The sequence below is a fragment of the Micromonospora sp. NPDC050695 genome (genome assembly GCF_040654415.1).
Classification (GTDB): domain Bacteria; phylum Actinomycetota; class Actinomycetes; order Mycobacteriales; family Micromonosporaceae; genus Micromonospora.
The window spans coordinates 141,131-153,968 of record NZ_JBFAHZ010000007.1 but is presented as its reverse complement, the minus strand read 5'-3'; the positions used below and the strand labels follow the sequence as shown (position 1 = coordinate 153,968).

Annotated in this window: 12 protein-coding genes and 1 pseudogene; 12 read left to right on the top strand and 1 reads right to left on the bottom strand. The window is 71.2% G+C overall.

What is annotated here, in order from left to right; translation table 11 throughout:
- Positions 1–54: 54 nt before the first annotated feature.
- Positions 55–135 (bottom strand): annotated as a pseudogene (locus AB0H52_RS07685) (helix-turn-helix transcriptional regulator); the annotation flags it as partial.
- 655 nt (positions 136–790) lie between these two features.
- Between AB0H52_RS07685 and AB0H52_RS07680 the strand changes: the two are divergent.
- The 12 genes from AB0H52_RS07680 to AB0H52_RS07625 all read left to right on the top strand — a co-directional run bounded on the left by AB0H52_RS07680 (position 791) and on the right by AB0H52_RS07625 (position 12,815).
- A complete protein-coding gene (locus AB0H52_RS07680; protein WP_151488930.1) occupies positions 791–1,543 on the top strand; it encodes a flavin reductase family protein in 753 nt (250 codons plus the stop codon).
- A gap of 186 nt (positions 1,544–1,729) precedes the next feature.
- Positions 1,730–2,095, top strand: a complete 366-nt coding sequence (locus tag AB0H52_RS07675; RefSeq protein WP_357945905.1) for a DUF485 domain-containing protein — start codon at positions 1,730–1,732, stop codon at positions 2,093–2,095.
- Positions 2,073–3,764, top strand: coding sequence for a cation acetate symporter (locus tag AB0H52_RS07670; protein WP_151488910.1), 1,692 nt, complete (start codon positions 2,073–2,075; stop codon positions 3,762–3,764). The genes AB0H52_RS07675 and AB0H52_RS07670 overlap by 23 nt, the downstream gene beginning before the upstream one ends.
- An 81-nt stretch (positions 3,765–3,845) precedes the next feature.
- Positions 3,846–4,823: an NAD-dependent epimerase/dehydratase family protein gene (locus tag AB0H52_RS07665; RefSeq protein ID WP_151488911.1), complete on the top strand. Its 978-nt coding sequence runs from the start codon at positions 3,846–3,848 to the stop codon at positions 4,821–4,823.
- Positions 4,824–4,899: 76 nt separating this feature from the next.
- Entirely contained in the window at positions 4,900–6,126 is a 1,227-nt protein-coding gene (locus tag AB0H52_RS07660; RefSeq protein ID WP_151488912.1) for an LCP family protein, read from the top strand.
- A 355-nt stretch (positions 6,127–6,481) separates the two neighbouring features.
- A complete protein-coding gene (locus tag AB0H52_RS07655) occupies positions 6,482–7,534 on the top strand; it encodes an LCP family protein (protein WP_225854219.1) in 1,053 nt (350 codons plus the stop codon).
- Positions 7,535–7,767: 233 nt separating this feature from the next.
- Positions 7,768–8,685 (top strand): LCP family protein, encoded by a 918-nt coding sequence (locus AB0H52_RS07650; protein WP_278125603.1) that lies wholly within the window; start codon positions 7,768–7,770, stop codon positions 8,683–8,685.
- A 58-nt stretch (positions 8,686–8,743) separates the two neighbouring features.
- Positions 8,744–9,079, top strand: a complete 336-nt coding sequence (locus AB0H52_RS07645; RefSeq protein WP_151488915.1) for a rhodanese-like domain-containing protein — start codon at positions 8,744–8,746, stop codon at positions 9,077–9,079.
- 10 nt (positions 9,080–9,089) lie between these two features.
- The gene (locus AB0H52_RS07640) at positions 9,090–9,878 is read left to right on the top strand and encodes a glycerophosphodiester phosphodiesterase family protein (protein ID WP_357945899.1); all 789 of its coding nucleotides are present in this window, start codon (positions 9,090–9,092) and stop codon (positions 9,876–9,878) included.
- 55 nt (positions 9,879–9,933) lie between these two features.
- A complete protein-coding gene (locus tag AB0H52_RS07635) occupies positions 9,934–11,388 on the top strand; it encodes an ATP-binding protein (RefSeq protein WP_357945896.1) in 1,455 nt (484 codons plus the stop codon).
- 61 nt (positions 11,389–11,449) lie between these two features.
- Positions 11,450–11,866, top strand: coding sequence for an ATP-binding protein (locus tag AB0H52_RS07630; RefSeq protein WP_225854223.1), 417 nt, complete (start codon positions 11,450–11,452; stop codon positions 11,864–11,866).
- Between the two features lie 61 nt (positions 11,867–11,927).
- Positions 11,928–12,815: a DUF5926 family protein gene (locus AB0H52_RS07625; RefSeq protein WP_151488919.1), complete on the top strand. Its 888-nt coding sequence runs from the start codon at positions 11,928–11,930 to the stop codon at positions 12,813–12,815.
- Positions 12,816–12,838: the final 23 nt, after the last annotated feature.

Sequence of the window (12,838 nt, the reverse complement as noted above, 5' to 3'; positions counted from 1 at the left end):
GAGGAGGCCGCCGGTGGCGAGGGCGTCGGCGGCGGCGACCGCGAACTCCATGGTCGGTCGACGCCGACCGGTCTCGATGGCCGCCACCGTGGAGGGACTCCATCGGGTGGCCGTCGCCAACGCCTCCTGGGACATCTCGGCACCGGCTCGGGCGGCCTTCAACGCCCGCACCCACATCTCGATGTTCATCCTTACCTCTCCGGTAAGTACGTGACCGCGCTGAGTAGTAAGCCCTGGAATCCTCCCCTGCCCACGGCCGGGCGTCCAGGGTGGAGGACGCGCGGCCCGGCCGGTGGAGGCGATGTCCCGGCGGCCGGTCCAGCGTCCGGGCCGCCCCGGTCATCCCCCGTCGGGGCGGCCCCGTCGACCGGGAGGAGATCAGCCATGGCCGGGTTCATCCGGGGCAGGATCGGGGCGCGGTGGTCGTACCGGAAGGGGAAGGCCGCGGCACCGGCGACAGTGCCGGGCGCGACCGGATCGGGGTGGTCGGCGGGCCCGCCGAATCGACCACCCACCTGGGCGGACGGGCCGACGGTCGCCGTGCCGCGACCAGGTCGGGCCGGCTGGCTGACGCCGGCGCAGACCTGGCGGGCGAACCGTGGCCGGTGGTGACGTGTGCGGCCGGTCGCGGCGGGGACCGTCATGCCACCACGAACGTGATGACTGTGCGGCATATTTATGACTCACAGGCATCACGTTCAATCGGGAGTTGCCCGCCCCCGACCAAGCCGAGCGGCGGCCGGCCGGGCACGCCGGCTGGAGCACGGTGGTGAGCCGGCCGCACCTGCCGATGCGGCCGCTCTGGCGGTGTCGCAGCTGTGGCGCGCCCTGGCCGTGCCAGCCGGCCCGACTGGCGCTGCTCGCCGAGTACCGGCACGACCGCACCGGGCTGCTGGTCTACCTGGGCACGATGATGGCGGAGGCGGGCGATCAGCTCGCCCTGCTCAACGGGCGCCCCGCCGACCTGCACCAGCGCTTCCTGGGTTGGGCGCGGGGTCGGGGCGGCACAATGTTTCACGTGAATCATGAGCCGGGTGCCGAGATCCACCACACCGATCCGTTCGCCGTGCCGACCGGGCAGCGGTCGCCGGTCCGCCGGCTGCGCGGTCGCCTCGCCGCGCCGGTGACGCTCTGGACGGCGCCGGGGCCGGCCGGGCTGACCGTATCGTCCACTCTGGTCGCCGAGGGCGAACCGAATCGGCTGCTCGGTCTAATCGACGCGGAGTCCGACCTGTGGGCGGCCGTCGAGGACGCGGGTCGGTTCGCGGTCGCGCCGCTCGGCCCGCCACACCGGCAGCTCGCCGACCGGTTCGCCGGCCTCTTCCCCTCCCCGGGCGGGCTCTTCGCCACCGGTACGTGGACCGACACGCCGTACGGGCCGGTGCCGGGGGACGCCGGCGGCTGGGTGGGCTGCCGGCTGGACACGGCCCGGGAGTACGGCTGGGCACTGCTGGTGGAGGCCACCATTGAGGCGGTCGACCTGGCCGAGGACACTTCTCCGCTGCTGCACTACCGGGGTCGCTACCACGAGCTGCCGGGCTGAGCGGGCGGCCGCACGATCACCAGAGTCGATCGACCGGTCACCGGGGTGATCTGGGTCACTCGGCGCAGCCAGTCAACCGCTCAGCGCACTCGCCGACCGGGGTCGATCTCGGCCTTTCCCGGCGGGGAGCGCGCTCTCTACGGTGCGCGAAACTCCCCTGACGCCTGTGAAGGTGGTGATCCACAGATGTCCACGGACACACCCGCTCCGGCCGCTTCCCAGTCGGACAAGTACCTGGCCGTACAACGGTCGGACGAGTTCGCCGGGCTGCGGCGTGCGCTGCGCGGCTTCGTCTTCCCGATGACCGTCGCGTTCTTCCTGTGGTATGCGCTCTACGTCATTCTCTCCGCGTACGCCCGGGACTTCATGGGCACGAAGCTGTTCGGCAGCAACATCAACGTCGCGCTGGTCTTCGGCCTGCTCCAGTTCGTCTCCACGTTCCTGATCGCCTGGCTGTACTCGCGGTACGCGAACCGGAAGATCGATCCGGTCGCCGACCGCATCCGTGCCGAGATCGGGGAGGTGACCCATGACAACGGTCCACGCGGCTGACCTGCTCCTCGCTGCCGAGGCGGGCAACCACACCGCCCGCAACCTGACCATCACGCTGTTCCTGGTCTTCGTGGCGGTGACCCTGGCCATCACCATCTGGGCCAGCCGGCAGACCAAGACGGCGACCGACTTCTACGCGGGCGGCCGGTCGTTCTCCGGATTCCAGAACGGCATGGCGATCGGTGGCGACTACATGTCGGCCGCCTCGTTCCTCGGCATCGCCGGCATCATCGCGCTCTACGGCTACGACGGCTTCCTCTACTCGATCGGCTTCCTGGTCGCCTGGCTGGTGGCGCTGCTGCTGGTGGCGGAACTGCTGCGCAACTCGGGCCGGTACACGATGGCCGACGTGCTGGCGTTCCGGATGCGCCAGCGGCCGGTGCGGACGGCCGCGGCGGTCTCCACCATCACGGTGTCGATCTTCTACCTGTTGGCGCAGATGGTGGGCGCCGGCGCGCTGGTCGCGCTGCTGCTCGGCATCCGGCCGGGGACGACCTTCCTCGGCATGGACGCGGCCACCGCCAAGGTGGCCACCATCATCATGGTCGGCGCCCTGATGATCATCTACGTCACCGTGGGTGGCATGAAGGGCACCACCTACGTGCAGATCGTCAAGGCGTTCCTGCTGATGGGTGGCGCGCTCCTGATGACCCTGCTGGTGCTGGCGAAGTACAAGTTCAACCTGTCGTCGCTGCTCGGCGACGCCGCCGCCTCCTCCGGCAAGGGCAGCGCCTTCCTCGAACCCGGGCTGCGGTACGGCGTGGAAGTGGCCGGTAACGCGACACAGACCTTCTACAACAAGGTCGACCTGCTGTCCCTGGGCATCGCCCTGGTGCTCGGCACGGCCGGCCTGCCGCACATCCTGATCCGCTTCTACACCGTGCCGACCGCCAAGGCGGCCCGCAAGAGCGTGCTCTGGGCGATCGGCATCATCGGCACCTTCTACCTGCTCACCCTGGCCCTCGGCTTCGGTGCGGCGGCGCTGGTGGGCAGCCAGGCGATCACCGCGCAGGACAAGGCCGGCAACACGGCGGCACCACAGCTGGCCGAGGCGCTCGGTATCGACTTCTTCGGCGGCGACCTGGGTGGCGCCGCCCTGTTGGCGATCATCGCGGCGGTCGCCTTCGCCACCATCCTGGCGGTGGTCGCCGGATTGACCCTGGCCTCGTCGTCCAGCCTGGCGCACGACTTCTACGCGAACGTCGTGAAGAGGGGCGAGGCGTCGGAGCGGCAGGAGGTACGGGTCGCCCGGATCTCCGCCCTGGTGATCGGCGCGATCTCCATCCTGCTGTCGATCTACGCACAGAACCTGAACGTAGCGTTCCTGGTGGCGTTGGCCTTCGCGGTCGCCGCCTCGGGCAACCTGCCGGCGATCCTCTACAGCCTGTTCTGGCGGCGGTTCAACACCTCCGGCGCGGTGTGGGCGATCTACGGCGGTCTGCTCTCGGCCGTACTGCTGGTGTTCTTCTCACCGGTGGTCTCGGGCGCCGCGACCTCGATGTTCCCGGACCACGACTGGCAGTGGTTCCCGCTGTCCAACCCGGGCATCATCTCCATCCCGTTCGGCTTCCTCTGCGGGTGGATCGGCACCCTCATCTCCAAGGAGCACGACGAGGACAAGTACGCGGAGCTGGAGGTGCGTGCCCTCACCGGCTCGGGCGCACACTGATCGACGCATCGGGCCCCCTGTCGACGCCACGCGTCAACAGGGGGCCTCTTGCTGTTCACGGCGGTCGGTAGGCTGACCGGCATGAAGGTTGCTGAGCGCTTCGGTCCCGGTCACCGTGTCCTCGTCACCGGTGGGGCCGGTTTCGTCCCGTCGCACCTGGTGGACGCCCTGATCGCCCGCGGTTGCACGGTGGTGGCCCTGGACAACTTCGTCACCGGCTCCAAGGAGAACGTCGCCCACCTGCTGGACCGGCCAACCTTCACCCTGGTCGAGGCGGACATCTCCGATGGCCTGCCGACCCACCACCCGGCGCTGGCCGAGCGGTTCGACGCGATCCTGCACATGGCCTCGCCGGCCAGCCCCACCGACTTCGCCCAACTGCCGGTGGAGATCCTGCGGGTCGGCTCGGTGGGCACCCTGCACCTGCTGGAGCGCGCGACGGCCGACGGCGCCCGGTTCCTGATGGCCTCCACCTCCGAGGCGTACGGGGACCCGAAGGAGCACCCGCAGCGCGAAACCTACTGGGGCAACGTCAACCCCATCGGGGTACGCAGCGTCTACGACGAGGCGAAGCGCTTCTCCGAGGCGGCCACGATGGCGTACCACCGCTACCGCGGGCTCGACGCGGCGATCGTCCGGATCTTCAACACGTACGGCCCGCGGATGCGCCCGGACGACGGCCGCGCCATCCCCACCTTCATCTCCCAGGCGCTGCGCGGCGAGCCGATCACCGTGCACGGCACCGGCAACCAGACCCGGTCCATCTGCTTCGTCGAGGACCTGGTGCGCGGCATCCTGCTGCTGCTCGACTCGACCGAGACCGGCCCGGTCAACTGCGGCACCGAACACGAGATGTCCATGCGGCAACTCGCCGAGTTGATCGTGTCGCTCTCCGACAGCAGCTCCCAGGTGACCTACATCACCCGCAGCGCGGACGACCCCGAGATGCGTCGACCGGACCTGACTCTCGCCCGGGAACTGCTCGGATACGAGCCGACCGTGGCACCCGAGGACGGCCTGCGACGCACGATCGAGTACTTCCGGGCGCGGCTAGGGTAACCGGTCGGCAGCGGACGGCCGATCGCTGAGTGTCGCCTGAAGGCGGGATTGGCTCCCGCTACGTACCCTGAGTTACATGTCAGCGACATCGTCTGCCGGCGTTCCGCACCCGCACCTGCACCGCAGCGCCGGGCGCGCCTCGGTGCCCGGCCCCGGCCGGGGCGCCTCCGGGCGTGCCCGCCCGACCGAGGCACGCTGGTACCCGTCACCCGACGAGGAGCAGCTCCGCCCTGGTGGCCCGGTGGGGCCGAGAGGACCCGTCGGCCCGGGTGGCAACGGCGGGTCGGGCCGGCGCGGTCCCCGGCCGCGCTGGGGTCGGATCGGCCTGGTGGCCGGGGTGGCGGTGCTGGTCCTCGCGCTGCTCGGTGGCGTCGGCGCGTGGCTGTACGCCCGCAACCTCGACGGTGACCTGGCCCGCACCGACCCGTTCGCGGAGATCACCGGGGGGCGGCCGGTCAAGTCCGTCGAGGGCGCGCTGAACATCCTGCTGGTCGGCAGCGACTCGCGCGATCCGGACGCGCCGGTCGACACCAAGAGCCAGTGGCGGGCCGACACGATCATCGTGATGCACATCCCGGCCGATCACCAGTCGGCCTACCTGGTCTCCATCCCCCGTGACCTGTACGTGCCGATCCCGAAGAGCGCCGGCGCCGACTGCGGCTCCGGTCAACGCGCGAAGATCAACGCGGCGTTCGCGTTCGGTGGGCTGCCGCTGGCGGTACGCACCGTGGAGTGCTTCACCGACGTGCGGATCGACCACGTGATGGCGATCGACTTCGGCGGTTTCAAGGAGGTCACCGACGCCCTCGGCGGGGTGGACCTGAAGGTGGAGCGGACCATCACCTCGATCCACAAGCCGTACCGGACGTTCACCAAGGGCACCAACCACATGGACGGCGCGGAGGCACTGGACTGGATCCGGCAGCGCAAGCAGTTCCCGGACGGGGACTTCGCCCGCATGCGGCACCAGCAGGAGTTTCTCCGCGCTCTGATGGACAAGGCGGCGAGCACGGGCACGCTGGCGAACCCGAAAAAGCTCAACGACTTCCTCCAGTCGGTGACCGCGGCCGTAACCGTGGACCAGGGTTTCTCGGTTACAGACATGGCGCTGCAGTTCCGCAACCTGCGTGGGCAGAACCTCACCTTCGTCACCAGCCCGAACTCGGGCAGCGACACGATCGACGGCGAGTCGGTGGTGGTTTCCGACCGGGAGAAGGCGTTGGCGATGTACCGCGCGATGTCGGCCGACACCATGGCGGACTGGGTCAAGGCCAATCCGCCGGAGGGCAGCGACGGCGGGTAACCGCCTGCCCACCGATTGAGCAATCGAATGGCGACGATAGACCGAATCGCGGAAATTGCCGTCCGGATGGACCGGTGATGAACTCGCCAAGTCGAATCGATGTACGTACAGTGGTGCCGCCCCCTCCTGATCACGAGCTGGAGCACGAATGCCGGTTCAGGCCAGTCGTCGCCCTTCGTCCACCGGGTCCGCCGCCCCCAGCGGCCGGATCGGCGCGTCCATACCCGTGCAGCCGGGCCGCTCGGGCGGCGGGTCGGGTGGGCGTCCACCCGGCGGCGGTGGCGGCCGGACGGGCGGCGGTGGGCCGGCTAAGAAGCGGAGCCGACGCAAGGATCCCCTCTGGGCGCGGCTGACCGTGATCTTCGGTGCCGTGCTGATGCTCAGCAGCGGCGCGGCCATCGTCGGCGGCAAGGTGCTGATCGGGCAGGCGACCGGTGACATCGCCCAGCGCAACCTGCTCGGTGAGGCCGGCAAGTCCGACGCCGAGGGCGGGGCGAGCCTGGACGGCTCGATCGACATGCTGCTGCTCGGCGTGGACGCGCGGGAGCGCTGGGCCGCCGACGACGTTCGTTCGGACAGCATCATCATCCTGCACATTCCGGCCTCGCACGATCAGGCGTACCTGATCTCCATCCCGCGCGACACCCAGGCCCAGATTCCGCCGTTCAAGAAGAGCGGCTTCACCGGAAGCACCGAGAAGATCAACGCGGCGTTCCAGGCCGGGGCCCGCAACGGCGGCGGCTGGGAGGGTGGCGCCCAGCTGATGGCGCAGACCATCAAGCGGCTCACCGGCGTCAGCTTCGACGGCGCGGCGATCATCAACTTCGGCGGCTTCAAGAACGTCATCGACACCCTCGGCACCGTCAAGATCTGTGTGAGCCACGAGGTCAAGTCGAAGCACATGTCGTTCGTCGACGGCAAGCCGATGTGGAACGCCGACGCCAAGAAGACCGGCAAGAAGATGACGCCGGTGGTGCACAAGAAGGGCTGCCAGCAGATGGAGGGCTGGGCGGCCCTGGACTACGCCCGGCAGCGCTACGGGCTGCCCGGCGGCGACTACGACCGCCAGCAGAACCAGCAACAGCTGATCAAGGCGATGGCCCGCAAGGCCACCGAGGGCGGCACGCTGACCAACCCGGCGAAGCTGAACCAGCTGATCAAGGCGGCGGGCAAGGCGTTCGTGCTGGACACCGGCGGTGCCAAGATCGAGGATCTGATCTTCACCATGCGCGGGGTGACCGCGAACGAGCTGACCATGCTGAAGACCAACAACGGCACCTTCAACAGCAACGGCCAGGGCAGCGAGGCGTTGAGCCCCGAGACCATGGAGATGTTCCAGGCGGTCAAGCAGGACAAACTGGCCGAGTTCATCTTCACTCACCCCGAGGTGATGTCCACCCGCAAGTGACGGCCACGGTGGCGGCCTGAAGTCGCGGAAACACCGCGGGGACCCCGTCACCCTCCGTAGTCTTACGTGAGCAGGTTTCACGTATCGGCTGCGGGGAGGCGGTCACGTCCAGGTCCGGACGGAACGCGGCGGGTCGGGCCGGCACGGCCCCATCCGCCCGGCCGCGTACCGCCCGCGGGTCGCGGATCCTGCTCGGCATCGGCCTGGCCCTCGTCCTGCTGGCCGGGCTCGCCGTGATCGGCCTCAAGACGCTCACCAACCGGTACGACCGCACGGTGACCAAGGAGCAACTGCTCGACCCCGGCGCCCGCACCGACCGCACCGACCTGGACGGGCCGCTCAACTACCTGCTGGTCGGCACCGACCGACGCGCCGGGAGCAGCGAACCGGACCAACGCTCCGACACCATCCTCATCGTGCACGTGCCCGCCGGCCAGCGGGAGGCGTACCTGGTCTCCATCCCCCGCGACCTGCTGGTCGCCATCCCACCCGCGAACGGCTTCACCGGCGGCCCGGACAAGATCAATGCGGCGTACGAGCACGGCGGCGGCGGACAGGCCGGCACCCGCCTGCTGTCCAGCACCCTGAACCGGCTCACCGGCATCCGGTTCGACGGGGCCGCGCTGATCGACTTCTCCGGCTTCCGCAAGGTGATCGACCTGCTCGGCGGAGTGGAGATGTGCGTGGACACCGAGGTCCGTTCGATCCACACCAACCGGGTCTTCCCCACCGGCTGCCAGCGGATGGACGGCGCACAGGCGCTGGACTACGTACGGCAGCGCTACGACCTGCCCGGCGGCGACTACGACCGGCAGCACCACCAGCAGCAGTTGCTCCGGGCGATGCTGGACAGCGCCGGCAGTGCGGACCTGCGCAGCAACCCGATCAAACTGGACCAGGTGCTCCGGGCCGTGGGCGGTTCGTTGACCGTCGACACCAACGGCGTACCCCTCGAGGACCTGCTCCTCGCGCTGCGCGCGCTGCCGCCCGACGGGATGCGCGGCATCCAGGTGCCCTCGTCGCCGCAGACCATCGACGAGGTGTCGTACGTGGTCCTGGACAACGGGGGCAACGGGCTCTTCGAGGCCGTACGGGGGACACGGGTGCCCACCTGGGCCCAGGCCAACCCGCGCTGGGTGTCCCGGCTGTGACGGTGTCGACGGCCCGGTCGGTGCCGATCCGGCCGATGAGGATCTAGTGTTGCTTCCTGTGTTCGGACCCCAGGTTCCCACCGTGCCCGTGACCGAGATCGCCGACGACACCTACCTGCTGGACGTGCGGGAGGACGACGAGTGGGCGGCCGGCCACGCCCCCACCGCCCACCACCTGCCGATGATGGAACTGCCGGCGCGGCTGGCGGAGGTGCCGACCGACCGGGAGGTGGCCGTCATCTGCCGCTCCGGCGGCCGTTCCGCCCAGGTCGTCGCCTACCTGACGAACAACGGCTGGGAGCAGGTGCGTAACGCCGACGGCGGGATGCGCCAGTGGGCCGCCGTCGGCCGCCCGGTGGTCGACGCGAACGGGCAGCCCGGCCAGGTCATCTGAGGCGGTCGAGATGGGCGGGCCTCAAGTCTTCGCGCACCGCGGCGCCTCGTACGACCTGCCGGAGCACACCCTCGCCGCGTACCTGCGTGCCCTGGACGAGGGCGCGGACGGCCTGGAGTGCGACGTCCGGCTGACCCGGGACGGGCATCTGGTCTGCGTGCACGACCGGCGACTGGACCGCACCAGCAACGGTCGCGGTCTGGTCAGCGCGCGTACCCTCGCCGAGTTGGAGGCACTGGACTTCGGTTCCTGGCATCCGGGCAGCGCGGCCGACGGTGACCTGCCGCCGGACGAGTCGCACACTCGGCTGCTGACGCTGGCCCGGCTGCTGGAGGCGGTGCTGGCCGCCGGCCGCCCGGTGCGGCTGCTGGTGGAGACGAAGCACCCGTCCCGCTACGGCTCGGCCGTGGAACGGCGTCTGGTCGACCTGCTACGCCGCTACGGGCTGGCCGACCCGGCACCGGACGACCCGGTCCAGGTGACCGTGATGTCGTTCTCCCCGCTGGCGATCCGCCGCATCCGGGAGCTGACCCCGACGGTGCCCACGGTGCTCCTGCTGGAGGTGCTGCCGCCGTGGCTGCGGCTGGGTCGGCTGCCGTTCGGCGCCCGCATCGCCGGGCCGGGCATCGGTCTGGTCCGGGCCCGTCCGCACCTGCTGCCCGCGCTGCGCGCGGCCGGCAACCAGGTGTACGTCTGGACGGTCAACGAACCGGCCGACCTGGAGCTGGTGCTGGCCGCCGGGGTGGACGGGATCATCACCGACCGCCCGGCGCACGCCCTGGCCCGGCTGGACCGTTGACCGTCGGCGACCCGCGGGGGTGCCCAAATCCGGGTCGACGGGGCAGACTCGGCACATGCCGGAGCGTATCGATTTCCCCGCTCTCATCGCCGGCCACACCGTCGTCATCGAGATGATCAATTCTGGTGACGCCGGCCTGCCCGTCCTCACCCAACTGCTGCGGGTCGCCCAGCCGGCGCTCGGCGCGACCGGGATGGCCTTCGTCGAGTTCGGCCCGACCGGCGGTCGCGTGATCGCCGCGACCGGCGCGGCGGAGTGGGCCCTCGGCCGTCCGCTGGCCGTCGACGACCCGGACACCGTCTGCCTGCTGTCCGGCCCGCGGGTACGCCAGGTCCGGGTGCAGCACCTCAACGGCAAACTGGCCGGTGAGCTGGCCGGCAGCGGCCTGCGCCGGATGGTGGTGTCCCGGGCCGAGATCGACGGGCACACCGTCGGGAGCCTGCACGCGCTCTACCCGAACGACGACGAGCCGGGGGCCGAGCGGCAGGGGGTGGTCGCCTACCTCGCGTCCTGCATCGGGCACATGTACGGCGACCAGAGCGGGCTGCCGGTGCACGGCGACGGGCCGGTGGCGGCGGCGCTCGCCGACGGGTTGGCCGTGGTCGACCGGGACGGTCACGTCCACCTGTGGAACCCCGCCGCCGCACAGGTCACCGGCCGATCCGCCGAGCAGGCGCTGAGCCGTCCGCTGCCGTTCCCGCTGCCACCCTCCGGCCAGGTCCGCGACCACCTGCTGCCGGACGGGCGGTGGCTGCGGATCACCTCCGGCGACCTGCCCGGCCCCGGCGCGCTGCGGGTGGTGACCTTCCGCGACATCACCGGCCAGCAGCGCCGAGACCACGACCGGGACCTGTTCGTCGCGGTGACCAGCCACGAGCTACGGACGCCGGTCACCGTCATCAAGGGGTACGCGGACACCCTCACCGACCACTGGGAGTCGCTGACCGACGTCGACCGGCGACAGGCCGCCCGGGTGATCGGGCAGCGTGCCAACGAGCTGGCCCGCCTCGTCGACCGGCTGCTCTCCTCGGCCGCCGAGGCGGGGCCCGGGGACGCCCCGCCCACCCCGTTCGACCTCGGTGAGGCGCTGCGCGCCGCGGTCGTCGACCAGCCGGCGGAGCTGCGCCGCCGGCTGGTGCTCCGTCTCCCGTCCGACCTGCCCAAGGCGCTCGGCCACCGGCCCAGCCTCGCCACCGTGCTCACCGAGCTGGCGACGAACGCCGGCAAGTACTCGCCACCGGATTCTCCGATCGAGGTCACCGCTGGGGTCGACGGTCAGCTGGTGGCGTTCCGGGTCAGCGACCGGGGCATCGGCATCCGCCCGGACCACGTGGAGCGGGCCTTCGACCGGTTCTGGCAGGGCGAGTCCGGCGACCGCCGCGGCTATCCGGGAGCGGGTCTCGGGCTCTATCTCGTCCGCCGGATCGTTGAACAGCAGAATGGATGGGTATCCCTACGTCCGAGGACCGGCGGCGGTACGGTCGCAGAGGTGCGGCTACCGCGCGGTTGACCGGCGGTGGCGCGACGTGGAGGCGACGGTGGCAGCGGCAGCGAGGGAACGGGCGTGGTGCGTGGTGGTGCCCCACCATCCCGCCGGGGCACGGCTGGCCCGGCACCGGCTCGCCGACGAGCTGGCCGACGTCGTACCCCCGACTCTTCTCGCGGATCTGATCGCGGTCCTCGCCGAGCTGGTGGGCAACGCGGTACGGCACGCCCGGCCGCTGCCGGGCGGTGTGGTCCGGGTGGCCTGGCGGTTGCGGCCCTCGGCCGAGGGCCCGCGGATCCAGTTGCGGGTGACCGACGGCGGCGCGGGTGCCGGCCCACTGTTGCGCACGGCCAGCCCGGACGCGGCGGACGGGCGCGGGCTGCACATCGTGGCCGGCCTGGCCACCCGCTGGGGCGTCGAGCGCGACGGCATGGGCCAGCGCGTCTGGGCGGAGTTCGACCCGACCCCCACACCTCGGCCCGACCTGGTGGTGGCGGGCTGAACGACCCGTCGGGGCGGGTCCGGCCCACGACGAGCCGGTCGGGCCTCTAGGCTGTGACGCCGTGAGCAAGCGTCGAAAGAGCCAACGGGCCGCCGCCGACAGCACCCCCCGTCGGGACAAGGTGCGGGACATCTTCGTGCCGCGACCGTTCGAGGGGCTCATCGACGAGCCCGAGTGGATCGCGCTGCGCGAGCTGGTGCCCGCCGCCTCCGCGCCGCTGCGGCTGGCGCCCGCCCTGGTCGAGGAGTTCGGCGACCGGCCCGCCACGCTGGCCACCGTGCTGCCGATGGCCGCCCCGGCGATGACGAAGCCGGACGGCCGGGTGCTGATCGGTCTGCAACGCCACCAGCAGTCCGGCGACGTCTCGCGGGATCTGGCCGAGGCGCTGCTGAGCGCGTTGCGGACCGAGCCGGGCGCTCCGGTGGCCGTCCCACCGCTGCCCGGCCCCGGCCCCCGCCTGCAGGACATCCTCGTCGACGGCCCGCTGGACGTCAGCATGCACGACGGGTTCGAGTTCTGGCTCGACCCCGGCGCGGCGGACGACCCGACCGTCCAGGCGTCCCTGGAGCGGGCGAACGCGGCCATCTACCCGACCGTGCGGCTGACCGCGGCGAAGGCCGCGTACTGGTGCCAGGTCCCGGAGAAGGCACACGTTCGCTGGGTGCTGCCGGAGGACGAGGACGCCGCCCTGGACGCGCTGGCCCGCCTCGGCGCGGCCGGCTCGCTGACGCTCGGCGAGCAGACCAAGTTCGCCGGCATGTTCCGCGCGCACGGCCGTCTGGTGCCCGTCTGGGACCTGCCGGAGGACACTCCGGCGACCGACTGGGAGGACCCGGTGGCGCAGTTCGCCAAGCGGTACGCGGAGGCGCTCACCGCCACCGACCCGCTGGACGCCGCCGGCCGGCGCGCCCGACAGGGGCTGCTCGGCCGCCAGCTCACCCTTCGCTGAGCCCGACCCGCTCACCCGGCGCG

Coding starts and splice junctions, on each gene's coding strand:
- AB0H52_RS07635 (WP_357945896.1), top strand. CDS start 9,934: ATGCCGGAGCGTATCGATTTCCCCGCTCTCATCGCCGGCCACACCGTC.
- AB0H52_RS07670 (WP_151488910.1), top strand. CDS start 2,073: ATGACAACGGTCCACGCGGCTGACCTGCTCCTCGCTGCCGAGGCGGGC.
- AB0H52_RS07660 (WP_151488912.1), top strand. CDS start 4,900: ATGTCAGCGACATCGTCTGCCGGCGTTCCGCACCCGCACCTGCACCGC.
- AB0H52_RS07665 (WP_151488911.1), top strand. CDS start 3,846: ATGAAGGTTGCTGAGCGCTTCGGTCCCGGTCACCGTGTCCTCGTCACC.
- AB0H52_RS07675 (WP_357945905.1), top strand. CDS start 1,730: ATGTCCACGGACACACCCGCTCCGGCCGCTTCCCAGTCGGACAAGTAC.
- AB0H52_RS07680 (WP_151488930.1), top strand. CDS start 791: ATGCGGCCGCTCTGGCGGTGTCGCAGCTGTGGCGCGCCCTGGCCGTGC.
- AB0H52_RS07640 (WP_357945899.1), top strand. CDS start 9,090: ATGGGCGGGCCTCAAGTCTTCGCGCACCGCGGCGCCTCGTACGACCTG.